At 33.7% G+C, this 23,880-nt stretch carries 21 protein-coding genes; 7 read left to right on the top strand and 14 right to left on the bottom strand.

Features of this window, described 5'->3' with window-relative positions:
• Positions 1–80: 80 nt before the first annotated feature.
• From EAH81_RS13420 to EAH81_RS13440, 5 genes are all read left to right on the top strand, one after another.
• Positions 81–413, top strand: a complete 333-nt coding sequence (locus EAH81_RS13420; RefSeq protein WP_140507866.1) for a DMT family transporter — start codon at positions 81–83, stop codon at positions 411–413.
• Between the two features lie 131 nt (positions 414–544).
• On the top strand, positions 545–1,396 hold the full coding sequence (locus tag EAH81_RS13425) for a methylated-DNA--[protein]-cysteine S-methyltransferase (RefSeq protein ID WP_140507869.1): 852 nt from the start codon (positions 545–547) through the stop codon (positions 1,394–1,396).
• 104 nt (positions 1,397–1,500) lie between these two features.
• Positions 1,501–2,214 (top strand): 2OG-Fe(II) oxygenase, encoded by a 714-nt coding sequence (locus EAH81_RS13430; protein WP_140507871.1) that lies wholly within the window; start codon positions 1,501–1,503, stop codon positions 2,212–2,214.
• Positions 2,215–2,456: 242 nt separating this feature from the next.
• Entirely contained in the window at positions 2,457–2,702 is a 246-nt protein-coding gene (locus tag EAH81_RS13435) for an Ada metal-binding domain-containing protein (RefSeq protein ID WP_140507874.1), read from the top strand.
• Positions 2,689–3,297, top strand: coding sequence for an alpha-ketoglutarate-dependent dioxygenase AlkB family protein (locus tag EAH81_RS13440; RefSeq protein WP_140507876.1), 609 nt, complete (start codon positions 2,689–2,691; stop codon positions 3,295–3,297). The genes EAH81_RS13435 and EAH81_RS13440 overlap by 14 nt, the downstream gene beginning before the upstream one ends.
• 44 nt (positions 3,298–3,341) lie before the next feature.
• On the opposite strand, the gene EAH81_RS13445 is transcribed toward EAH81_RS13440, so the two are convergent.
• From EAH81_RS13445 to EAH81_RS13470, 6 genes are all read right to left on the bottom strand, one after another.
• The gene (locus tag EAH81_RS13445) at positions 3,342–3,707 is read right to left on the bottom strand and encodes a hypothetical protein (protein WP_140507878.1); all 366 of its coding nucleotides are present in this window, start codon (positions 3,705–3,707) and stop codon (positions 3,342–3,344) included.
• A 61-nt stretch (positions 3,708–3,768) separates the two neighbouring features.
• Positions 3,769–4,521 (bottom strand): SDR family oxidoreductase, encoded by a 753-nt coding sequence (locus EAH81_RS13450; RefSeq protein ID WP_140507880.1) that lies wholly within the window; start codon positions 4,519–4,521, stop codon positions 3,769–3,771.
• Positions 4,522–4,705: 184 nt separating this feature from the next.
• Positions 4,706–5,446, bottom strand: a complete 741-nt coding sequence (locus EAH81_RS13455; protein WP_140507883.1) for an SDR family oxidoreductase — start codon at positions 5,444–5,446, stop codon at positions 4,706–4,708.
• Between the two features lie 93 nt (positions 5,447–5,539).
• On the bottom strand, positions 5,540–6,466 hold the full coding sequence (locus EAH81_RS13460; protein ID WP_140507885.1) for a helix-turn-helix domain-containing protein: 927 nt from the start codon (positions 6,464–6,466) through the stop codon (positions 5,540–5,542).
• A 233-nt stretch (positions 6,467–6,699) separates the two neighbouring features.
• The gene (locus tag EAH81_RS13465) at positions 6,700–7,020 is read right to left on the bottom strand and encodes an MmcQ/YjbR family DNA-binding protein (RefSeq protein ID WP_140507887.1); all 321 of its coding nucleotides are present in this window, start codon (positions 7,018–7,020) and stop codon (positions 6,700–6,702) included.
• Positions 7,021–7,106: 86 nt separating this feature from the next.
• Entirely contained in the window at positions 7,107–7,862 is a 756-nt protein-coding gene (locus EAH81_RS13470; RefSeq protein ID WP_140507890.1) for an NUDIX hydrolase, read from the bottom strand.
• Positions 7,863–8,256: 394 nt separating this feature from the next.
• Here EAH81_RS13470 and EAH81_RS13475 point away from each other — a divergent pair, with 394 nt between their 5' ends.
• Positions 8,257–8,475, top strand: coding sequence for a hypothetical protein (locus tag EAH81_RS13475; RefSeq protein WP_241676561.1), 219 nt, complete (start codon positions 8,257–8,259; stop codon positions 8,473–8,475).
• A 297-nt stretch (positions 8,476–8,772) separates the two neighbouring features.
• Entirely contained in the window at positions 8,773–10,794 is a 2,022-nt protein-coding gene (locus EAH81_RS13480) for a DUF3857 domain-containing protein (RefSeq protein WP_140507894.1), read from the top strand.
• A 284-nt stretch (positions 10,795–11,078) separates the two neighbouring features.
• Here EAH81_RS13480 and EAH81_RS13485 read toward each other — a convergent pair whose 3' ends face one another.
• From EAH81_RS13485 to EAH81_RS13520, 8 genes are all read right to left on the bottom strand, one after another.
• A complete protein-coding gene (locus EAH81_RS13485; RefSeq protein ID WP_140507896.1) occupies positions 11,079–13,304 on the bottom strand; it encodes a glycoside hydrolase family 3 N-terminal domain-containing protein in 2,226 nt (741 codons plus the stop codon).
• Between the two features lie 112 nt (positions 13,305–13,416).
• The gene (locus EAH81_RS13490) at positions 13,417–14,841 is read right to left on the bottom strand and encodes a glycoside hydrolase family 30 protein (RefSeq protein WP_140507898.1); all 1,425 of its coding nucleotides are present in this window, start codon (positions 14,839–14,841) and stop codon (positions 13,417–13,419) included.
• A 3-nt stretch (positions 14,842–14,844) separates the two neighbouring features.
• Complete coding sequence (locus EAH81_RS13495) at positions 14,845–15,684, bottom strand: endonuclease/exonuclease/phosphatase family protein (protein WP_140507900.1); 840 nt, start codon at positions 15,682–15,684, stop codon at positions 14,845–14,847.
• A 120-nt stretch (positions 15,685–15,804) separates the two neighbouring features.
• A complete protein-coding gene (locus EAH81_RS13500) occupies positions 15,805–17,544 on the bottom strand; it encodes a cellulase family glycosylhydrolase (protein WP_140507902.1) in 1,740 nt (579 codons plus the stop codon).
• Between the two features lie 14 nt (positions 17,545–17,558).
• Positions 17,559–19,022: a glycoside hydrolase family 30 protein gene (locus EAH81_RS13505; protein ID WP_140507904.1), complete on the bottom strand. Its 1,464-nt coding sequence runs from the start codon at positions 19,020–19,022 to the stop codon at positions 17,559–17,561.
• Between the two features lie 27 nt (positions 19,023–19,049).
• Entirely contained in the window at positions 19,050–20,507 is a 1,458-nt protein-coding gene (locus EAH81_RS13510; RefSeq protein WP_140507906.1) for a glycoside hydrolase family 30 protein, read from the bottom strand.
• An 85-nt stretch (positions 20,508–20,592) separates the two neighbouring features.
• The gene (locus tag EAH81_RS13515) at positions 20,593–22,047 is read right to left on the bottom strand and encodes a glycoside hydrolase family 30 protein (RefSeq protein WP_140507908.1); all 1,455 of its coding nucleotides are present in this window, start codon (positions 22,045–22,047) and stop codon (positions 20,593–20,595) included.
• A gap of 314 nt (positions 22,048–22,361) precedes the next feature.
• The gene (locus tag EAH81_RS13520) at positions 22,362–23,870 is read right to left on the bottom strand and encodes a RagB/SusD family nutrient uptake outer membrane protein (protein ID WP_140507910.1); all 1,509 of its coding nucleotides are present in this window, start codon (positions 23,868–23,870) and stop codon (positions 22,362–22,364) included.
• Positions 23,871–23,880: the final 10 nt, after the last annotated feature.

The raw sequence follows: 23,880 nt of genomic DNA on the forward strand, positions 1-23,880 counted from the left end.
TAACTTAATACTTTCATCATGTTTAAAAACCATCATGATTTTCTTCTATTAGAAAGCCTAACTTTGTAAAAACTGAAAACATGAAAAACTTCTTCTTTTTAGGAATTGCCATTATATTCGAAATCATCGCAACTTCGGCATTAAAGAAATCAGAACAGTTTACGCAACTAATTCCAAGTATTGTAACGATTGTGGGTTATTTTGCCGCATTCTACTTTTTGAGTTTTGCTATTAGAACCATTCCTATTGGGATTGCTTATGCGATTTGGTCTGGAGTCGGAATCGTTTTAATTACTATTATTGGAGCTGTTTTCTTCAAACAAATACCTGATTTACCCGCTATTATTGGATTGGCTTTAATTATGATTGGTGTTGTAGTTATTAATGTTTTTTCTAAAACTACGGCGCATTAAATAAATTGTTTCAGGTTTCAGGTTTCAAGTTCTGCAACAACTTGAAACAATAACAACAAAAAACAGCGCAAGTTTCGGATTTTATACCCGCAAAAACCAATCGATATTTGCATTATAAAATTGAACAAAAAATGAACACACAGGAAAACATCAATTATAATCGAATTGCAGAAGCGATTGATTATATCAAAGCCAATTTTAGAGCGCAGCCCAATCTTGATGAAGTTGCCGAAAAAGTGCATTTAAGCCCATTTCACTTTCAGCGTTTGTTTACCGAATGGGCAGGAACAAGTCCGAAGAAATTTTTGCAATATATTAGTGTAGAACATGCCAAAAAAATTCTGAAAGAAGACAATCAGGCGACATTATTTGACGCCGCTTTTGACACTGGACTTTCGGGAACAAGCCGTCTTCATGATTTGTTTGTAAACATCGAAGGAATGACTCCTGCCGAATATAAAAATGGCGGAAAAAATTTAGATATTAATTTCAGCTTTGCCGAAAGTCCGTTTGGGAATATTATTGTTGCTTCTACCCAAAAAGGCATTTGCTTTATGGCTTTCGCCGAAAACGAAGAAATTGGATTTGAAGATTTAAAACATAAATTTCCAAATGCAAAATTTTCCAGAAAACTAGATTTAGTACAGCAAAATGCTTTATTTATTTTCCAAAATGACTGGAGTAAATTATCGGAAATAAAACTGCATTTAAAAGGAACTGATTTCCAATTAAAAGTTTGGGAAACGTTACTCAAAATTCCAATGGGGCAATTGTCTACTTATGGTTCTATTGCGCATCAAATCCATAAACCAAATGCATCTCGAGCTGTCGGAACGGCGATTGGCAGCAATCCTGTAGCCTTTTTAATTCCTTGTCACCGCGTAATTCAATCTACTGGAACCTTTGGTGGTTATATGTGGGGAAATACCCGAAAAACGGCTATAATTGGCTGGGAAGGCGCGCAGGTAAACCCAATAATCTAAAATTTCCATTTACAATTTATGACGACAATCTTTGCGTAGACGCACTGCTGTGCGTCTCTACAATAAAAAATACGCAGATATTATAATCCATCAAATTTAAACTTATGCAAAATATACAATCAAAAATTGCTTCTCTTAATTGGGAAAGCATTACTGAATCTATGCACGAAAATGGATTTGCAATCATTCCAAATGTGCTTAATAACGAACAATGTGAAGATCTAAAATTCGATTATGATAATCCCAGTTTATACCGAAAAACAGTCGTTATGGAACGTTATCGTTTTGGTCTGGGCGAATACAAATATTTCAATTATCCATTGCCTGATTTAATTCAAAACATCCGTTCTGCTATTTATCCAAAATTGGCGCCAATTGCAAACTCCTGGATGAAAGTTTTAAATATCAATACTGTTTTTCCTGAAACTCACGAGAAACTGTTAGAAGAATGTCACGCCAATAATCAATTGAAAGCAACTGTTTTAATTTTAAAATATGGTAAAAGTGGTTTTAATACTTTGCATCAGGATTTATATGGAGATATTTATTTTCCTATTCAAATAGTAATTTTTCTCAACGAACCTGATGAAGATTTTACCGGAGGAGAATTTGTTCTTACACAACAAACGCCAAGAGCGCAATCGAAAGCAATTGTCCTAAAACCTAAAAAAGGTGATATATTGATTTTTACCACCAATTTCAGACCCGTGAAAGGCACAAAAGGATATTACCGCGTGAATATGAAACATGGCGTGAGTGAAATTCATTCGGGCGAACGACATACATTAGGAATTATTTTTCATGATGCGTTAAATTAAGGTTCAGAGGTACAAAGTTGCAAAGGTACAGAGACGTCGTCGTAAGAATATTTCAACGGGTCGTGTATCTGTAGAGACGTACAGCAGTGCGTCTCCCGCAAAGATTGACAACCAAACGTTAGATGCACTGCTGTGCATCTCTACAACAGAAATTCGATAAAAAAGATGATTCAATGTGATCATTTCGCGCATGTTTAAATCATTTTAATCCTGTAATCTGTGGCAAAAAACATAACAACATTATGATCTATCATACTGAAATTTCCGATTCAAATCTTCGAAATAAAATTAAAAATGCGGAAATTTGCTTTGGTGGAAACCAAAAATTAAAAATTTACGGAACACTAAAATGTTCGTCAGGAAAAAGAATGAAACGTGAAAATCGGGTTTTCTTTTTATCTGAAAATGAAGCCAGACAAAACGGTTTCAGACCTTGTGGACATTGCATGAAAACCGAATATCAAAATTGGAAAAATGGACTTATTTAATCCCGAAATAAACGAAACAACCAATTTGCTTCCTAAAGATGGAACCGTAAATTATTATGGCAAATTATTTTCCAGAGAAGAATCCAATCATTATTTGGAGTTACTTTTAAATACCATTGAATGGAAAAATGATGAAGCAATTATCTTCGGAAAATTAATTCTTACCAAACGAAAAGTGGCTTGGTATGGCGATTCGGGTTTTGAATATACGTACTCAAATACTACCAAAAAAGCACTTCCGTGGACGAAGGAATTACTCGAATTAAAAGCTGTTATTGAACAAGAAACAGGGGAAACATTCAATTCTTGTTTACTCAATTTATATCATTCCGGCGATGAAGGAATGGCTTGGCATAGTGATGCCGAAAAGGATTTAAAGAAAAATGGGGCAATTGGTTCAGTAAGTTTTGGTGCTGAACGTAAATTTGCTTTTAAACATAAAGAAACCAAAGAAACGGTTTCATTAATCTTAGAACATGGCAGTTTATTGGTAATGAAAGATACTACTCAAACGCATTGGCTACATCGCTTACCACCAACAAAAACAACATCAAAACCTAGAGTAAATTTGACTTTTAGAACTATTGTTGAGTAAATACACGGGTAAACCTAACAGGTTTTAGAAACCTGTTAGGTTTGTCAATTTAAAAAAACTTTAGAAAAAGGATGTTTCTGTTTCCAATATACCAAAACGATATTCATCAATAAAAATGGTATCTCGATAAATGCTCCTTTTATATTTAGATTGTGAAGTTGGAAGAAGATTAGAAGCAAAATCGTTGTCGCCATTAAAATATTTCCCGTCAAAAATGTCTTTGGATAAAAAATCAAAATACTGCTCAACAGAGTGATTATTCCAAATAGCAGAATTTCAGTTTTATTAAAACTAAAATCTTCGAACATTTTCATCATTTCCGTTTCGCCATTTATGATAGCGTAACCTTGTTTTATTCCCATACAAACTACAAATAGAAATAATCCTGAATGTATTATTTTTAGTATCATTTTTAAAATTTAGAAAAGCAGCAAAACATCTCGACATTTTACTGCTTTTGGATTTATATTTTTAGTTTGTTGCTCCTCCATTTACCAGTAAATGCTGACCGTTAACGAAAGAAGATAAATCGCTGGCAAAAAATTCGGCCACATTTGCCACATCTTCAACTTCTGCCAAACGCTGCATTGGACAACTATCTAATAATTGTTTTCTTAATTCAGGATAACTATTTGCTTCTGCAAAAATTCCGGAATGATCTACGGCAAACGGAATAATAGAATTTACGGTGATTCCTTTATGACCTATTTCTTTAGACAAAATGTCTACCAAATATCGTGGAGTTGTTTTGCTTCCGCCATAAATCGCCATTCCCGGAACTGGAAAAGAAGTTGTACTTGAAGCGATATAAATAATTCTACCGTTATTTTCAACATGTTTTGCGGCTTGTTGCAAAGTGAAATAGGTTCCTTTAGTATTGATCGAAAATACTTTGTCGAATTGTTCTTCGGTGAATTCCGTTACGGGAACTTCAACCATTTCGATTCCGGCATTTGCCACGACAATATCTATTTTTCCGAATGCTTTTTTAGCTTCGTCAAATAAATATTCTAAATCGGCTACTTTGCTGATATCGGCTTTTACGGCGATTGCTTTTACTCCCATCGCCAGAATATTGCTCAAAACTTCATCGGCGGAAGCCTTATCTCTTGAATAATTAATAACAATATCTGCACCTAAGGCTGCATAACGTTCTGCGATTGCTTTTCCCAATCCTCTTGCTGATCCTGTAATAAGAGCTACTTTATTTTTTAAATTTTTCATAATGTTTTTAATTTTAGATTTTAGATTTTAGATTTTAGATTTTAGATTTTAGATTTTAGATTTTAGATTTTAGATTTTTAGTTGAAATTCAATTCTGATATTTTATTGTAATAGAAATTGACTTTTTATCATTGATTTTCCCATTGAAATTGTCATTGATTTTTGAAATTGACATTGACATTTATTAAGCCATTCCACCGTTTACGCCAATATTTTGTGCTGTAATCCATTTTGCTGAATCGCTTGCCAAAAACACAACAACTTTTGCAATATCATCCGGTTCTCCCAAACGATTAAAGGCAGAAAGTGAAGCCAAACGATCGATTACTTCTTGTGGTTTTCCGGTTGTGAATAATTCGGTGTTTGTTGGTCCCGGAGAAACAGAGTTTACGTTAATTCCTTTGCTTCCTATTTCTTTAGAAAACACTCTTGTCAATTGCTCTACAGCGGCTTTAGTAGCTACATATGTTGCGTAAGAAGGCAACATGATTCTGTTTACAGAAGTGGAGAAATTAATGATACTTCCGTTGTTTTCTAAACGAGTTGCGGCTTCACGCATCGTGTTGAAAGTTCCTTTTACATTGATATCAAATTGTCTTGTAAAATCTTCGTCGGTGGTGTCTTTGATTAATTTGGTAATCATGATTCCGGCATTGTTTACCAGTACATCGATTTTACCAAAGTGCGCAATTGCAACATCAAATAAGTTTTTAACCTCAGCAGTTTTACTAACATCTGCCTGAATTGCGATTGCTTCTCCACCTTTTGCAATAATTTGGGCAACTACTTTGTCAGCAGCCTCTTTACTACCTGAATAATTGATAATAACTTTGGCTCCAGCCTCTGAAATTTGATTGGCGATTGTGGCTCCAATTCCTCTTGAAGCTCCTGTAACTAATACTACTTTTCCGTTTAAAGTTTCCATTTTTTCTTTGTTTAAAAATTATAGTACAAAGGTGCGATGGCGATGCTTCTGAAAAAGTACGCGTTTTAAAGCAAAAGATGCAAATTTCTAAGATTAGCCTTTTTTATGCTCTTTTTTATAATTTGCAGGTGTAGTTTGGGTATTTTTTTTGAAATAATTACTAAAATGAGCCGATTCGGTAAAGCCTAAGAGAAAGGCAATTTCCTTAATACTCATTTCCGAATTCTGAAGAAGTGATTTTGCTTCTGCAATTGTTTTTTCGGATAACCATGTCATTATGGTTTTTCCGGTTTTGGTTTTTATGACATTACTCAAATAATTAGGATGCAGACTTTGAAGTTCTGCATAATCATTTACACGAAAGATTTTTTCAGTTTTATGATTTACTAAATCGCGATAATGGTTTTCTATATTTTGTTTGAAGGTCTTTACGATTTGAGAGCTTCGGTTTCCCTCATATATAGGATCATAATCGGTCCAGAAATGTTCTTTTATTTTTAGCAGAATTACAATAAACAAGTTTCCAATGATTCTATATTTGTAAATCGAGTTTTCATGATATTCTTTATGAATCTGGAGATACAGCCGCTCCATTTCGGAGAAAGCCTCCATTTCCATTTTTTTGGGCTGAATGGTTTCTGTCAATAAAAAAGAAAACTCGTTGAAGATATCGTGATGCAAATTCTCTTTCAGGAAAGTTTCATCAAATGTGATTAAATAGATTTCTTCGATTGTATTCCATCTAAAAGTTCGATAATTACTTGGGTTTGTAAAATATATTGAACCCGGAAGAATTTCAAATGTATTTCCATCGATTGTATATTCTCCTGAACCATTTTTCACAAAAACAAAAGAAAAATAATTTGGTCGAAAAACCGGCGATTGATATGGTAATTCAAACGGAATATCTTTCAGATTATGAATCGTAAATCCCGAATCCTGATGAATTAAATCTACCGGAAGTCCTAAATCATTATATAAATCATACAATGTTTTTGATACGATTTCTTTTTCTTTCATGATTTTGTGTGGTATTTAAAGTATTATTCTAATAATTTAAATAATTCTTTAAGTGTAATATTTTAACACATAGAAACATAGCTTTGTTTACTTAAAAGAGGCGTTTCACTTATTTAAAATACACATAGCTATGTGAAAGAAATGTGTTTCTTTTTAGTCATCTTTTTTCTGATCTAAAATCTATGCTTCTATGTATTTAATAGTTTTTTATAATTACACCCAGCGAGTTTGAATCACTTCTTTTTACGTGCAACATTTTCATACGAACGTATCAATGCATCTTCAAACATTTCGGGTCTTACTTTTGAAAGTTCAACAATGGTCCAGCCTTGTTTTCCCCATTTATTAGGTATTGGATAAAAAATCATTTCGCTTGAAGCGGAAAAAACAGATTGGTCAATTTCATTTAATTTCAAAACTGCCCGATTATTCTTTGCATCAAAACTCGCGAATATTTTTTTGTTGATTCGGAATGACGTTTTCTCAAAATGCGGTTCTTCTGTTGCATTTGGAAATGACAATGCTAAAGTTCTGAATGTTTCAATAGTTATCATAACGTTTATTTTTCAGACTTAATAAGTTTGTCAGACCTAACAGGTTTTATCCCGAGGTTTCGGGACTGTTAGGTCTCGTTTCTAAATTACCACCCCTGAGTTAATCCATTTTTAAGGACTTCTTCATATTTATCTTTATCAAACGAATATAAATTTGGTGCTTTGTGTGCGACATTACTTTTCTTTTCGTCGAGTTTCGTCAGGATTCCGATATTGGTTATTTTTCTAAGAAAATTTCTTCGGTCTAACTTTCTGTCTAGTATGGTTTCATATAATTTTTGAAGCTCCGGAATTGTGAATTTTTCGGGTAATAAATTGTATCCAACAGGCATTAAATTCAATTCGGTTCGCAAGGTGTCTAATGCTTTATCCAGAATTTCTTTGTGATCTAAAATAAGTTCAGGCACTTCTTTGTGATCAATCCATTCTATAACTTGATCTTTATCAGCAGATTTTGGGATTGTTTTTAAAAAGTCGACTAAGGCATAATATCCAATGGTAACAAAACGCTGCATTAACCATTTTCCTTTTTCTTCTTCGATTTTCAAATATTCCAGAACTTCTTTTCCAAAGTGCTGATCGTTGCGTTTTACTTTTCCAAAAGTGGCAAATTGTCTCAAAAATACGCCTTCAACTCCTGTTCTTTCATTCAAAACTGTAACTGCTGCAGTATCAATGTCCTGATCTATTGGAATAAATCCGCCAGGTAATGACCAAGTATTCTGATGCGGAATCTTAATCAATAAAACCTTAAGTTGATTGTCATGAAAACCAAAAATTACACAATCTATCGAAAGTCCAGGTTGGTAATTTTGATTATTTTCTATAATGTCTTTTAACATCTGTTTTTTATTAAATACAACTTTCCAGTTTTTGATTGGTACTGCAATTTAATTCATTTTTATAAAACCGGGACATTTTTTCGAAATTCAAACCAAATTATTCTTTTGAATCAGCCCAAATTACAAGTGTTTAAATCACAATTTTTACTTAAAAACAAACAACAAATTGAAAAAATAAGTACATTGCGTCATAATAACACATTAAGCGCTTAACTTGTTGATTTTACAACAAAAAGACATTAAAAAAAGTAATTACAAGTAGAAATATATAATTGATTGTTATTAACACTACAATTCTGTAACATAAGTTAAAATACAACGTCTCTTATATAGCGTAATATAAATTGGTTTAAATATGAGCATTCCAAACCTAGAAAAACTGAACAAGAAGTTTATGAAAAAAATATATTCTTCTTTTGGATTAGTATCCAAAAATGATCTTTTGGAGGCTTCCATAAAATATAGTGAAGAACAGGAGAGAATTTTCAATCAGATGATTGTTGAAACTGAAGCGAAGGACAAAAAAGCAAAACGAGAAGCTTTTGACAAAGCCTTGTATGCATCTTATAAAGGTATTGGCGCTATGGATTTTATAAATACTGTTTTGAAATAATTCTTATTTCATATCTTACTTCTACATTTTAATCTCTTTTCTTTTCTGCCAATTGCAATCTCTTTTGAGTAATCATTGGCATTTTTACTTCTATTCCTTTTTACAACTTTCTCAATTCTTTCAGAATTTTATTAAATTATCTAAGATTAAACTTCTATAAAATCAGATAATAAATTCTTTATTGTAAGAAAACCAAACTTATCTCAATAATGATTTTGCTGCTATTAGATATTTGCAAAATTCTATATTTTTGTTTTATACGAAAGATTTTACCTACTTCAAATAAAAGCCTTACTTATGGAACAAGCTCTTCAATCAGAAATTTATAAAATTCAAAAGCCAGAACATTGGGCTGGCAATATTAACGACGCGCAACTTATTGAATATATCAAAGAATCTGAATTCTCTCAAAAACAAGCAGATGAAGGACGCGATTATTGCTATTTTTTAGATAAAATATACTACACAAGTGATCATGAAAATAGTGAATATGCTTGTCTGGCATATACGCTAAATGAACCTGCAAATCTAGAAAGAGCATCTGTTGTAGATGTTGTTTTGGAAGAAAACGAAACGTACGTTATACACCGAATCAGTGTTTTGAGAGATGGTGTTCTGGTTGATAAAATTCCGGATACGAAAATCAAAATACTTGACAGCGAAAACCAAAGTGGCGGCGGCGTTTTAAGCAGTAATAAAAAAGTCAATATCACGATAAAAGATCTTCGACTTTATGACATTTTGATTATGGAGGATTCCAGAATTAAAGTTTTTACTGATCGCGACTTTTTACGAAAAGGGTTCTCTAAATATATTTGGATAGGTCCCGACAGTTATTGGGCTTATGGAAAATATAAGTTCACTTTTAAAAATGATCGCGAAAGAACAATTGCCTATAAAAAGACTTTTTTCAGGGATGAAAACGGAAATGTTTTGGAACCTGAAGTTAACCACTTGAAAAAAGGGGAAGAATATGTAATTAACGAAGAGAACTACATCAATTTTGTGGATTCAAATCGAGAAGTTTCTCCATTTATAGATTTTGCAACGGATGCTAATTGGAAAGAATTATCAAATTATATCGCTCCAATTTATGATGCTATTTTTGAAAAATCTTCGCTAAAGGAATTTGCGCCGGATTTAATTGAAAAAATTGATGGTATAAATGACAAGGATGAACAGCTGCAATTTGCTATAGAATATGTGCAAAATCATATTAATTATATTTACAATGCTGATGAGATGAATGGTTACAAACCTCAGGAACCGTCAGTTACTTATGAAAATAAGCAGGGTGATTGTAAAGCAAAATCGGTTTTATTGAAGGTGATTTTAGATTCTATTGGTATCGACTCTTCAATTGTTTTAGTCAATTTCAATACGGACTTCTACATGAAATATTATTTACCGTCGTTGCTGACTTTTAATCACGTAATTGTAAAAATAAATTACAAGGGCGAAAGTTACTTTGTGGATGCAACGCTTCGTGATGAATTTGGATTAATTGAAAATCGTGGTTTTATCTTCTTTATGCATTATTTGGAGGTTAAACCAAATCTGGAATTACAAATTAAACCGCCACATCGTTTTTCTTATTATGCTGTTGATGAAAAATCTGAACTTATTGTAGCAAACAATATTGGCAAGCTTAACTTAACAACTATATACAAAGGAAATCGCGCCAATAATATGCGTAAATATTTCAAAAAAACGAACAAAAGAGAAATCATTGACAGTTGGAATAATTTCTTCTTTCATACTCTAAATTACAATAACGACAGAAACGGAACTGATCTTAGAAATATATTTAAAGATGCTGTAATTGAAATTGTAAGTGATGACAAAAAACTAAATGAATTTAAAATTGAATACAAAACAACAATTGAAAATCCGTATTATACTGATGGCAAAAACAATCGTTTTTTAATGTATTTTGATGGAAATATTGTCAAAAACAGTGCAAGGGATTTTATGCACAAAGACATTACTTTCTGGCATAATTTTGACAACGAACGTTTTGAAATCCAACTTCTGACGGATCAAAAAATAGATGTTACGGAGAAATTTACGATACAGGAAAGCACTATTAATAATCCGTATTTTGATTATACGAGCCGCAAAAAAATCACTAAAAATGGTGGAACTATCATAATTGATTTTAAACCATTAATAAACTTAGAAATTCCGGAGAAGGATTTTGAAGATTTCAGAGCAGCACACCACGAAGTTGCGGATAGTAATTTTGGAATTGGAGTTGATATTATTGAAGAGGGTATTTTGAATAAATTAAAATTCAATTTCAAAAAACATTTTAATTAAAAATCAATCCGTAAAGGAAATTAGTTTTAACACATAGAAACATAGATTCTATACGCTCAAAAAAGATGTTTCACTTCTTTAAAAGACACAGAGTCTAGCTATGTGTAAGAAACATGTTTCTTTTTACACTCCTTTTCAAGATAAAAAAACCTATGTTTCTATGTGTTAAATGAAATTTTAGCGATCACACCCAATGAGTTAAAATCATATTTGTTTTAACATAAAAAAGCGGAGTCTTACGATTCCGCTTTTTTGGTTAATTACAGTTTTTGGAGATTGTAATTTTATTGTAATTCAAAGTTTGATCTTAATTTAATATCTGCTGACGAAGTTCCGATCATTAGTTCGAAATCGCCTGGTTCAGCTGTCCATTCTAATTTATCATTGTAGAAAGATAGTTTCTCTTTGTCAATTGTAAATTCGATAGTTTTAGATTCTCCAGCATTTAATTTTACTTTTTGGAAATCTCTTAATTCCAAAACCGGTCTTACTACTGAACCGAATTTGTCTTTTAAATACAATTGTACTACTTCTTCTCCAGCTACTTTTCCAATATTTGATAATTGAAAGGAAACTTTTATTGTTTCGTTGCTTTTTATTTTAGTCGAAGATAATTTCAAATCTGTATAACCAAATTGTGTATAACTCAATCCGTATCCGAAAGGAAATTTAGGTGAGTTTTTTAAATCTATATAAGCTGAAACATAATTTTTTGAATCTTCATCTTTTGCTGGTCTTCCTGTGCTGAAATGATTGTAATAAATAGGCACTTGCCCTACTTCTCTCGGGAATGTCATTGGCAATTTTCCTGACGGATTATAATCTCCAAATAAAACATTAGCGATTGCATTTCCTGCTTCAGTTCCTAACCACCACGTATAAACAATTGCCGGAACATTGTCTGCTGTCCAGTTAAAAATAAGAGGTCTTCCCGCGTTTACCAAAACCACAACTGGTTTTCCTGTTGCCTGGATTGCTTTTACTAAATCTTCCTGAACGCCCGGTAAGCCCAAATTGCTGCGGCTTTTTGCTTCACCGCTCATGTCATGTCTTTCGCCAATACTTAAAATTACAACATCTGCTTGTTTGGCAGTTGCAACAGCTTCCGCAAAACCATCTTTATTATCTCCGGTTACTTCACAGCCTTTTGCGTAGAGCAATTTAGTATTTTTACCCACTTTGTTTTGTAAACCATCCCATTGCGAAACTACCCATTTATCATAAGCAACATCCGGCAATTCTACGGCCCAAAATCCCATATTGGCTTTGTATTCTTTTACCATTGGTCCAATAAATGCAATTGTTTTTACACTTTTAGAAATTGGCAATGTTTGATTGTCATTCTTTAATAAAACGATACTTTTTTGCGCTACTTCAAGTGCTGCTTTTCTGTTTTCAGGATTACTTAAGGCTTTTTCAGCTCTTTTTTCGTCTGAATATCTGTATGGATCATCAAATAATCCTAATTCAAATTTCTTGCGAAGAATACGTTTTACCGCGTCATCGATTAAATCAATAGAAACTTTACCTTCTTTTACCAATTCGGCAAGATTGTAACGGTATGCATTACTTTCCATATCCATATCACTTCCGGCTGTAATCGCAGAAAGTGCGGCGGCTTTAAGGTCTTTTGAATATCCGTGCGCTACCATTTCCCCAATAGAGCCCCAATCCGAAACTACGAATCCCTGAAAGTTCCATTTTCCTTTTAAAATATCGCGTTGTAAATGTGCATTTCCTGAAGCAGGAATTCCGTTTAAATCATTAAATGAATTCATGAAAGTTGCTGCACCAGCATCCAGGGCCGCTTTAAACGGAGGCAAATAGGTTTCAAGTAACATACGCTCGCTCATATCTACTGAGTTGTAATCTCTACCGCCAACTCCTGCACCATAAGCTGCAAAGTGTTTTACGCACGCCATAACGGAGTTTAAATCTCCTAATTTATTTCCTTGAAATCCTTTTACTCTTGCATAAGCAATTTTAGAGCCTAAGTAAGTATCTTCTCCGGCTCCTTCCATTACACGTCCCCAACGAGGATCACGTCCAATATCAACCATTGGCGCAAATGTCCAGTGAATTCCGCTTGCAGATGCTTCTGTAGCCGCAACTCTTGCCGCTAATTCAATTGCTGCTAAATCCCAACTTGCAGCCTCAGCTAACGGAATTGGAAACGTTGTTTTGTATCCGTGAATTACGTCCTGACCAAATAACAACGGAATTTTTAAACGCGATTGCATCGCTAATTCCTGATATTGTCGGGTATATTTTGTTCCGATAATATTTAGCATCGAACCTACTAAACCTGCTTTGATTTCGGCTTGTTTGTTTGGATTTATCGTAATTGGTCCTGTTGCAGAATTATCGCCTGTATATTGATTAAGCTGACCTATTTTTTCTTCAATAGTCATTTTTTTCAATAAAGCATTTACTTTCTGATCGATTGTTTCTTGTTGTGCGACCGCAAAAAACGATACCATCAACAAGGTAAATGTGGTTATTTTTTTCATACGTATTTAATATATGCTATTTAATGGATCCCGATAGCTATCGGGAGGAATCTCCACTCTTTATTCCAGTTTAATATTTGGAATCATAGCGATTTCAAGTGATTAATTTTGATTACCAAACGTAAGTTGCAACTGCACCAGCGTTTAAAGTAGTTGAAATTTGTTTTTGATTGTATTTGATATTGAATGATTCTGTCGAAGTTCCATCATTTTCTACGATCAGAACAATTTGTCCCGAAGGAGTTTTAAACGCAACATTGTACAAGTTATTACTAATATTACTGCCAATTCTAACAGATCCTTCCGGAACGAATTTTGAAGCATGACCAATGATATAATACCCTACTTCTCTTTTGATATTCTGAGCCTGATCGATCATTAATGCCCCTTTACAAGTAGAACATCCGCCTGGTGTAAATGGTTTGTAGTATTCATCATTTGCCAATCCCCAAGATAATGCATTTACACTCCAGTTACGCATAGAACCAATTACAACGTTTTTTACGCTCCATTTCAAATCAGATTCGAAACTGCTTTTTGATCCTGTGTATTGCTCTGTAAAATATAAGTCTTTCTTTGGATATGCATTATGAACTGTAGACAAAGCGCTGATATCTCCTTCATATAAATGGAATGCTGAACCAGCTACAAAAGGATTCGCTTTTGCATCTTTCAAAATCGTTAAAGGATATTCGGGTTTATTACAATTGTGATCGTAAACTACAATTTTGGTTTTGATTTTTGCTTTCGCGAAAGCGGGACCTAAATTATTTCCGATAAAATCTGCCTGTTGTTCTGCAAGCATTAATAAACTTGGATTATTTCCGGGATGCAAAGGTTCGTTTTGCGGTGTTATCGCATCAATTACAATTCCCTGTGCTTTCATTGCCTGAATATATTTTACAAAATACTCGGCATAAACCTGATAATATTTTGGCTGTAAACTTCCGCCTTTTGAGTTTCCGTTATCTTTCATCCAAACTGGCGGTGACCAAGGAGAACCCATGATTTTTATCTTTGGGTTTATTGCCAAAATTTCTTTTAAAAGCGGCACAACATCATTTAAATCCGAACCAAGATTAAAGTGTTCCAGTTTTAAATCTGTTTGACCTTCCGGCATATCATCATACGAAAAAACTTTTTCATTCAAATCAGAAGCTCCAATACTAATTCGTAAATAACTCAAGCCAATTGCATCATTATTTCTTGTAAACAATTCCTGAAGCAATGCTTCTTTCTTTGCTTTGTCCAGTTTCATAATTGCCTGAGCACTTCCTCCTGTTAAGGAAAATCCAAAACCTTCGATGGTTTGAAATTTTTGAGAAGCGTCAACTAGAATCGTTTGATTTGAATTCGTTTCTGAATTAAAAACCAAATCATTTTGCTTTTGCAATTTTAATGTTTCATCGGTTGTTGTAATCCAAGCTTCGGCTTTACCAGAAGTGGTAACTGAATTTTTTGAAGTTCCGCATTTTATTTGAACTGCAATCAAAGGCAGTAAAAGTAAAATTTGAAGTTTTTTGTTGATGTTTTTCATTTTTTAATCTATTTCTATTAAGACAGGTAAATGATCTGACGGATATCTTAAATCTTTAGAATCACTTAGTACTGCGTGTTTTTGAATTTTTAGTCCGCTATTTTTAGACATAAAAATATAATCTATTAATAACGTTACTGGCTTATTATGCTCAAAATCATTGAATGTTCCGGATGGTCCAAAAGGTTTTTCTATTGACACATCTTTGGTATCATCCATTACTTTTTTAATTTCTATAATTTGTTTTGTATCCGGTTCTGAATTGAAATCTCCCATTAAAAAAACTGGATACTTTTTAGTATTTACTGCTGCTATTTTCGAAAGAACCAATTCTACTCCTTTTACTCTTGCGACTTCACCCATGTGATCGAGATGCAGATTAAAAACCCAAAACGTTTTTTTTGTTTTTAAATCTTTAAAAAGAGCATACGTACAAACTCTGTTACAAGCTGCATCCCAACCTCTTGAAACCATATCGGGTGTTTCTGACAACCAAAATGTATTTGATTCCTGTACCTGAAAACGATCTTTTTTATAATAAATCGTACAAGCTTCTCCAGTTCCTTTCTCTTCTCTGCCAATTCCAAACTTGTTGTATTTTGGCAAAGCCGAAGCTATGTCAATAACCTGATTGGGAGTTGCTTCCTGAACTCCAAAAATATCCGGACTATAAAATTGTATTTGAGAAGTAAAATAATCTTTTCGGTTTGGCCATGCATTTTCTCCGTCAGACGCTACATCCAAACGAATATTGTAGGTCATAATTTTTAAATTCTGACCATAAAATGAACCGCTTACCAAAAGCACCATTACTACTAAAACAATTGTATTTATCTTTTTCATGTTAAAATTTTTTATTCTGGTAAAGCTACTGTTTCAAAGGCTTTACTGAAAACAATCAATTTAAAACTTATGTTAATTATGTTACGGTCAACATTTAATTCCCTAACGGAATATCTTTTATTATTTAGCTTCTGAAAAATCTAAATAATTCAAATTAAAACTTCCTTTTTCGAAAACAAATTTGATTTTATTTGTTCCTGCATTTAATTCTATTCCTGATAAAATAACTGTTTTGAATTTTTCATTTCCTCCAGTTGCAGGAAGTATGATTGTTTCTGATTTTTTACCGTTTTCTGTTTCTAAATGAAGTTTTCCTTCTAATTTTTCACTTGAATAACGAATCGCAACTTTGTATGATTTCTGTTTTGCAACCTGAGTTGTAAATTGAAGCCATTCTCCATCTTCTATAAATGAAACCTGATAACCGTTTGATCCTGCATCTTTGCATGGTAAAATATCGACACCATCATTTCTCATGGTATTTCCTTTGTTCCACTCGTCAAAATTTCCTGTTTCTGATCTGTAGTTGATAAAATCTTTATCTGAATATGCATATCCATTTGTTCCCAAATCATATTGAGTTGCAGCAATTTTCCCTGGAATTACATGTTTTTTATACGGTTTTGTATCGTTGGTCTGTACTTGCCTAAACATTGCATCGATTACATCCGGCTTAACTGTCAGGTTTTCCATTTTGTAATTATCTGCCATTTTCATCAATATTTTTTTGGCAAAATCTGAACTTGGTTTTTGACCGCCATCTTTCCAGTATTTCAATAAAACATCATATTCCGGAATTTTAGTTACTGAAGTTACTCCGGCAATATTTTCGATTTTTTTCATTGGCCAGAAAGCCCATCCAATATTATTGCTTTCGACTAAGTTCAGTGCATCTTTAAACCAAACATTAGAGTTTTCGCCACTTTCTCCTAACCAAATCGGAACATTATATTGCGTTCTGTAATCCAGCATTTTCTGGATCGAAGCTGTAGTGTTGTAGTTCCAGTATTTATGAAAACTCAACGCCATATTTTCATCCCATAAAGGAAATATTCCGTTGTAATTATTCCCCCAACAGTTTCCTTCAATAAAGATCAAATGGTTTGTATCGACCTCACGAATAGCTTTTGTTACCTGAACCATTAAATCTCTCAAAGGACCGTTCGAATTTTCGTCGCAACCATTTTTATTGGTTCCTGTAAAATTCCAGTTTGGTTCGTTGATAATATCGTAAGCTCCCATCCATTGATTATCTCTGTAACGAGAAGCTAGTTTTTTCCATAAAGCAATCATTTTTTTCTGATTGGCTTCACTTTGCCATAAAGATGGTTTTGTAGTATCGTAGTCAGAAATTGCAGCGTCATTTCCTTGTCCTCCGGGAGTTGCGTGCAAATCAAGAATCAAATAGATTTTATTTTCGGCACACCATTTCAGCAAGTTATCCGTCATGGTAAAACCTTCTTCTATCCATGTGATTTCACCATTTTTCTCTTGTTCAATTGGTGGTGTGTATAGGTTGTAATGCATTGGCAGACGAATGGAATTGAATCCCCATTTTGCCAAGGAATCAATATCACGTTTTGTAATTCCGTTTGCTTTGTAAGCGGCATAAAACTCTTTTGTTCCTTGTTCTCCAACAACGTCCTCAATTTTTTGTTTGATTACATATTGCGGACTTGCAAAAGGCTGAGTTTGCATCATATAACCTTCCTGAACCATCCATCCTCCTAATCCTAAACCTCTTAATAGTATATTTTTTCCGTTTCCATCCACAATCTTTTGTCCGTCTCTGTGTACAAAACCTTGTCCAAAAGTTGTAATCGAAACTAGTAATTGTAATGCAATAATTATTTTTTTCATTGTAAATGCTTTAATTATTTCCACGTATAAGTTCCTACAGCTCCTTCGTCTAAAGAAGTTGTTACCCATTTACCATCAAATTTAATATTGAAAGCCACATTGGACGATCCATCATTTTCGACAATCAAAACTTTTGAACCTGATGGGGTGATGAAGGCAACATTCTGTAAACTACCGTTGATATTACTATCAATTCTTATAGATCCAGCGGGAACAAATTTTGAAGCATGGGCTATAATATAATAGGCTACATTACGCTGAAAATTGTCCGTTGAAGTCACGGTCAAAGCTCCTTTACATTCTGAACATCCTCCATTTGTATGAGGTCCAAAATTCGCATTATTAGCTAGATTCCATTCCAAAGCATTTCTACTCCAATTACGCATCGAACCAATAACGACATTTTTAAGATGCCATTTTAAATCTCCGTCAAAACTACCTGTAGAAGCTGTCCATTGTTCAGTAAAATAGATGTTTTTGGTAGGGTAAGCATTGTAAACATCTGAAAGAGCACTAATATCTCCTGCATATAAGTGAAATGCTGAACCGTCTACAAAAGGATTTGCCACTGCATCTGCCAGGATTGTTTTGGGATAATCCGGCATATCACAATTATGATCGTAAGCAATGATTTTTGTTGCAAGGTTTGCTGTCTTAAATGCTGGACCTAAATTATTCTTGATGAAATTGGCCTGCTCTAAAGCTGACATTTCCAGACTTGGAGTATTATATGGATTTAAAGGTTCGTTTTGAGGCGTTACGGCATCAATCGTAATTCCTTCGGCTTTCATTTGCTGAATGTATTTTACGAAATATTTTGCATAAACATCATAATACTTCGTATCTAATCTTCCTCCTTTGAAACTGTTTTCAGTTTTCATCCAAAGTGGCGCTGTCCAAGGTGTTGCTACAATTAAAATCTTCGGGTTGATTGCCAAAATTTGTTTCAAAAGGGCAATTACTCCATTTTTATCTCCATCTAAATTAAATTTAGCCAAATCCATATCTGTATTTCCAGTTGAAACATCATCGTAGGTAAAAGTGGTTGAATGCAAATCTGATGCTCCAATACTGATTCTGATATAGCTTATTCCAATTGAAGTTTCTGATGAACCAAATAATTCCTGTAAAAGAGCTGCTTTTTTAGTTGCATTCAATTGATTGATTACATCTGCACTTCCACCTGTTAAAGTGTATCCAAAACCATCTACGGTCTGGTATTTTTGGCTGGCGTTTACTTCAATATTTGGATAATTATTTACTGTAGTTCCAAAACCTAAAGCGCCTGTTTGTTTTGTTAATAATGCCGTTTGATCTCCTTTTGTCAACCAAAAATCAACATCATTTTTTACTACAACCGGAGGCACTACCGGCGGAGGATTTTCGACAGCATCATTTGAGGAAGAACATTTTACCTGAGCAAATATGGCTGTCGCAAAAAATAATGCTTTTATAGCGTTTTTAAGATTTGGTTTCATTTTTATAGTTTTTTAGTTAGCCTCCGGTTAGTTTATAATAGTTTGCAAAGCATGCGCCGGAATAGTAATTGTGGTTTTTGTATCTTGGTTTATGAGGGTATAAACAACTTCTTTGTCTGATTGGTTCATAACAATGGTAACTATTTTGTTATCAGAATTTTTAAATGAAGTGCTTAGTAATATTTTATCGCTAATGGTTTCGATTATCCTTTTGGCGTTAGGTCGGATAAATTTTGAGAAATGACCAATATAATAATACATTGGTGTGTAGATTAATTCATCTTTTGTGATATCTGCGTGAATTGGCGCAAAGCAAAAATTGCCTACATGGTTTGGTCCTCCGTTTTGGTCTAAAAGAATATTCCAATCTGTCCAGCCAACAGTTCCGTTATTGAAATCGTTGATCATATTGATTCCGTATCGCTCTGCATTTCCCCAAAACTGAAATTTTGTGGCATCAAATTTTTCGATACAGCCTTCTGTAAAAAGTAAATTTTTATTTGGAAAAACTTTGTGAACTTCGCCTACAGATTCAAATTTAGGAGTTCCGCCATTCCAGGTTTCATACCAGTGGAATCCAATTCCCCAAGCGTATTTTGAAACTTCGGGGTCTGAGAAAACAAGATTGGCTCTTTTCTCTAATTGGTCTCCGCGATTGTGATCCCAAATAATAACGTTTTTAGAAGCTAATCCTTCTTTTTCTAAAGTTGGTCCAAGAAAGTTTTTTAGAAAATCTCTTTCGGCTTCAGGCGTATAAATGCAAGATTCCCATCTTTGCTTTGCCATTGGCTCATTTTGAATGGTTAATCCCCAAACCGGAATTCCTTCTTTTTCGTAGGCCTGAATAAATTTAACATAGTAATTTGCCCATGATTGTGCAAATTCCGGCAATAAAACGCCGCCGCGCAAAATATCATTATTGTCTTTCATGAAAGCTGGGGGACTCCAAGGACTGGCAAATAAAGTTAGTTTCCCCCCGGCTGTTTCAATTGCTTTTTTTATAAGTGGAATTCGATATTTTCTATCGTGATCAATATTGAAGGTCTTTAAGTCTTTGTCTCCTTCTGTAACATAAGTGTAACTGTCACTGCTAAAATCGCAGCTATGTATATTGGTTCTGGCTAATGTATAACCAATTCCTTTGTTTTTGTCGTAATAGGCAGTCAGAAATTCTTGTTGTTTTTTAGGAGATAATTTGGCAAAAACTTCTGCACTTGCATCTGTTATGGCACCACCAATTCCTAAGAAAGTCTGATCTGTTTTATCAGGATCTAAAATAATAGAAACTGTTGAATTTGTAGCTTTCGAAATTAAATTATTCGATAGTGATAATCTTAAATTTGTATTTTCGGCGGTGGTATAAACTGCTACTTTTGTGTTTGATTTAGATCCGGAAACCGCTGAACCATCCACAACTTTTGATGAAGAACAACTTAATTGCAGAACTAGTATTGGTGCTAATAAAATTCTATTGGTGATTTTCATTGTACTTTCAAAAAACTTTAAGATTAACATTAAATTGAGGGTCAAATTGGATGATTCAATTCAACCCTCGTCTAATTGCAAAATATTAATATACTAATGTTTGTATTGCATGCGCAGGAATTTTAACTACTGTTTTTTCTGCAGCTATAATTAAATTGTAGGTAATCTCTTTATCAGATTGGTTCATGACAATTGTTGCTATTGTTCCGTCAGTATTCAAAAATGAAGTACTTAACAAAGCGCTTCTGCTCACTGCAGTACTTACTCGAACTGCATTTAAGTGAATGAATTTTGAAAAATGTCCGATATAATAATAAGATGGTGTGTAAATTAACTCACCTGTGGTTGTATCAGCATGAATTGGCGAAAAACAGAAGTTTCCAACATGATTTGGTCCTCCATTTTGATCTAAAAGGATATTCCAATCTGTCCATGCAGCAGTTCCATTATTAAAATCATTAATCATAGAAATACCATATCTTTCTCCGTTACCCCAAAATTGATACTTGGTTGCATCAAATTTTTCGATACATCCTTCTGTAAACATTAACCCTTTGTCAGGATATGCTTCATGTACTTTGCCAACATTATCAAACATTGATGCGCCGCCAGACCAGGTTTCATACCAGTGAAAACCCATTCCCCAAACATACTTTGAAGCTTCAGGATCTGAATAAATTACGTTTGCTCTGTAGTTCATTAAATCACGGTTATGATCCCAAACAATGATTTTTACATCTCCCAGTTTTTCTTTTTTCAAAGTTGGCCCAAGGAAATTTTTAATAAAATCTCTTTCTGCCTCAGCAGTATAAACACAAGATTCCCAGGTTTGAATTGCCATTGGCTCGTTTTGAGTTGAAGTTCCCCAAATTGGAATTCCTTCTTTCTCATATGCTTTTATAAACTTGGCATAAAAATTTGCCCAGGTTTGATAATATTCCGGTAATAATGTTCCGCCTTTCAGGACGTTTTGATTACTTTTCATAAAAGCATTTGGCGACCACGGAGCAACATAAGTGGTTAATTTTCCTCCGGCAGTTTTTATGGCTTGCTTTATTAACGGAATGCGATATTGTCTATCATGATCAATAGAAAACGTCTTTAAATCTTTATCTCCTTCTTTGATATAAGAATAGCTTTCACTGCTAAAATCAGAACTTTGTATCGTGGTTCTTAGCAATGAATAGCCTATACCTTTTTGTTTATCATAGTAGGCATTTAGAAATTCTGTTTGTTTTTCTTTTGAAAGTTTAGCAAAAATTTCAGCACTTGCATCAGTAATAGCGCCTCCAATTCCCATGAAGGTTTGAAACTTTTTTGATGGCTCTACAAAAACAGATGATTCTGTTTCAAGAGGTTGTTTTGATGCCGAGAAAGTTAAATTATCTGTAGCTGTTAATCTTAAATTTGAATTTTCAGCAGTTGTATAAACTGTTATCTTTTTCCCATTGGTTGTAAATTCTTTTTTTGTTTTTGTTTGTTGCGCAAAGGCTCCAAGCGAAAACAGAAAACATAGAATTTTATAACTATTTTTTCTCATTCTTCCGTAATTATTTAAATTCTATTTGAAGTTTTTTTAAAGAAACTCTTTATCTATAAAAACACATTCTAGTGGTTTAAGGATTTAAAAATAGCCCATACTCATAGTGATTATGGGCTATTTACAACCAAACTTAAACTTAACTTTATCTTTATTTCCGGCGTAATTCAACGCTTTAATACTAATATCAAAAAGCAATTAAGACATTGCTAAATATTTTCATCATAACTATGTAGTGTTCCTAATGCTAAAAAACAGCATTAGGTTTACACTTCATATTTAGATTTCTATTTGTGTTTTTTACCAGTAAGTTCTTATTGGTAATTAGGATTTTGTTTCAATTTAGTTCCATTAAGTTCTGTGTAAGGAATTGGGAAAATCTCATCCGTTCCTGCATCAAAACCTCTATCAGATAATGCTGCTGCAGCATCTCCCCATCTTACTAAATCAAAAAATCTATGACCTTCACCAGCTAACTCCATTCTTCTTTCATGTTTAATAGCTGCTAATGTAACCGGTACTGGTGTCAAGCCAACTCTATCTCTAACTGCGTCAAGTAAAGCTTGTGCTCTTGGTCCTGAACCTAAAGCTTCTGCTTCCATCAAATAAGTATCAGCAAGTCTGATAACATAAGAATTTTGTTTGTAGTTCAACTCTTGATTACCTCCACCAGTACGAACATCTGTTGCTCTTGGAAGATATTTGTTCAAGAAATAACCTGTATCCTGATAAGCTGGAATATAGTTTGCTTTACCAGCTGCTTTTAAAGCTTTTATGTCAAGAATAGTAGCTGCAAATCTTGGATCAGGTTTAATTGCATCATATAATTTTTGAGTAGCAACGTTAAAAGCCCATCCTGAAGGAAGATCCGGTGCATCAGAACCTGTTGGTCTTGAATACCCTCTTGGTCCTATCATTTGGTTTAAAGAGTTTCCTTCATCTTTACCTTGTCCCCAGAATGTCCAGTCAGTGTTACCTGCACTACTATGAGATACTTCTAATATTGACTCTGCATTAAATTTATTTGAAGTCACCCATAAATCACTAAATTCAGGCAGTAATTTATTTCCGTATTGATTAGGTTGTCCAGGTGTACCATTTACTTGAGCAAGAACAGCAGCTGCCTGAGGATTTTTTCCTTCAAATAAATATACTTTTCCTAATATCGCTTGTGCAGCTCCTTTATTAAGCCTTCCTGATTCTGTTTTTGCATCAACTTTATCTGGCAAAGCTGGAATCGCTTCTAATAAATCTTTTTCTATTTGTGCATAAATTACATCTGGTGTAACTTGTTCTGGATCATAAATAGTCTGAGTTGTTAAAGGCACTAAAACCAATGGAAGGTTTTTAAACATTCTCACTAAGTTAAAATAGTAAAGTGCACGTAATGCTTTAGCTTCGCCAGTAAATCTAACTTTTGAAGGCGCACTCGTAGGAGATGCAGGAAGTTTTTCCAACAACATATTTGCTCTTGCGATACCTTGGAAATGATCACTCCAGAAACTACCAGGAATACTAATTGAAGTAAGAGAGTGAGTAGAGAAATTTTGAATTCCAGTTCCATCAGTAGAACTTCCACCACCAGCATAAAAATCATCAGATCCTGCATTTAACATCGCAACCATGTTTTCGAAACCTCCGGTGTTTTTTCTCAACGGATCGTAAACTCCAATTAAAGCGGAGTAACATTCTTGTTCTGTAGAAAAGTAAGTACTTTGATCAAATTTTCCTTTTGGGTCAATGGTTACAAAATCTTCAGAGCAAGATCCCAGAATAGCCAATGCTACAGCAATGTATATATATTTATATTTTATAGTTTTCATAATTCTTTAA

The sequence above is a fragment of the Flavobacterium pectinovorum genome, assembly GCF_006438875.1.
GTDB classification, from domain to species: Bacteria; Bacteroidota; Bacteroidia; order Flavobacteriales; family Flavobacteriaceae; genus Flavobacterium; species Flavobacterium pectinovorum_A.

What these genes read in the sequence shown, in the direction of transcription:
- EAH81_RS13420 (WP_140507866.1), top strand. Translation starts at nt 81, where the DNA reads ATGAAAAACTTCTTCTTTTTAGGAATTGCCATTATATTCGAAATCATC.
- EAH81_RS13425 (WP_140507869.1), top strand. Translation starts at nt 545, where the DNA reads ATGAACACACAGGAAAACATCAATTATAATCGAATTGCAGAAGCGATT.
- EAH81_RS13430 (WP_140507871.1), top strand. Translation starts at nt 1,501, where the DNA reads ATGCAAAATATACAATCAAAAATTGCTTCTCTTAATTGGGAAAGCATT.
- EAH81_RS13435 (WP_140507874.1), top strand. Translation starts at nt 2,457, where the DNA reads ATGATCTATCATACTGAAATTTCCGATTCAAATCTTCGAAATAAAATT.
- EAH81_RS13440 (WP_140507876.1), top strand. Translation starts at nt 2,689, where the DNA reads ATGGACTTATTTAATCCCGAAATAAACGAAACAACCAATTTGCTTCCT.
- EAH81_RS13445 (WP_140507878.1), bottom strand. Translation starts at nt 3,707, where the DNA reads ATGATACTAAAAATAATACATTCAGGATTATTTCTATTTGTAGTTTGT.
- EAH81_RS13450 (WP_140507880.1), bottom strand. Translation starts at nt 4,521, where the DNA reads ATGAAAAATTTAAAAAATAAAGTAGCTCTTATTACAGGATCAGCAAGA.
- EAH81_RS13455 (WP_140507883.1), bottom strand. Translation starts at nt 5,446, where the DNA reads ATGGAAACTTTAAACGGAAAAGTAGTATTAGTTACAGGAGCTTCAAGA.
- EAH81_RS13460 (WP_140507885.1), bottom strand. Translation starts at nt 6,466, where the DNA reads ATGAAAGAAAAAGAAATCGTATCAAAAACATTGTATGATTTATATAAT.
- EAH81_RS13465 (WP_140507887.1), bottom strand. Translation starts at nt 7,020, where the DNA reads ATGATAACTATTGAAACATTCAGAACTTTAGCATTGTCATTTCCAAAT.
- EAH81_RS13470 (WP_140507890.1), bottom strand. Translation starts at nt 7,862, where the DNA reads ATGTTAAAAGACATTATAGAAAATAATCAAAATTACCAACCTGGACTT.
- EAH81_RS13475 (WP_241676561.1), top strand. Translation starts at nt 8,257, where the DNA reads ATGAAAAAAATATATTCTTCTTTTGGATTAGTATCCAAAAATGATCTT.
- EAH81_RS13480 (WP_140507894.1), top strand. Translation starts at nt 8,773, where the DNA reads ATGGAACAAGCTCTTCAATCAGAAATTTATAAAATTCAAAAGCCAGAA.
- EAH81_RS13485 (WP_140507896.1), bottom strand. Translation starts at nt 13,304, where the DNA reads ATGAAAAAAATAACCACATTTACCTTGTTGATGGTATCGTTTTTTGCG.
- EAH81_RS13490 (WP_140507898.1), bottom strand. Translation starts at nt 14,841, where the DNA reads ATGAAAAACATCAACAAAAAACTTCAAATTTTACTTTTACTGCCTTTG.
- EAH81_RS13495 (WP_140507900.1), bottom strand. Translation starts at nt 15,684, where the DNA reads ATGAAAAAGATAAATACAATTGTTTTAGTAGTAATGGTGCTTTTGGTA.
- EAH81_RS13500 (WP_140507902.1), bottom strand. Translation starts at nt 17,544, where the DNA reads ATGAAAAAAATAATTATTGCATTACAATTACTAGTTTCGATTACAACT.
- EAH81_RS13505 (WP_140507904.1), bottom strand. Translation starts at nt 19,022, where the DNA reads ATGAAACCAAATCTTAAAAACGCTATAAAAGCATTATTTTTTGCGACA.
- EAH81_RS13510 (WP_140507906.1), bottom strand. Translation starts at nt 20,507, where the DNA reads ATGAAAATCACCAATAGAATTTTATTAGCACCAATACTAGTTCTGCAA.
- EAH81_RS13515 (WP_140507908.1), bottom strand. Translation starts at nt 22,047, where the DNA reads ATGAGAAAAAATAGTTATAAAATTCTATGTTTTCTGTTTTCGCTTGGA.
- EAH81_RS13520 (WP_140507910.1), bottom strand. Translation starts at nt 23,870, where the DNA reads ATGAAAACTATAAAATATAAATATATATACATTGCTGTAGCATTGGCT.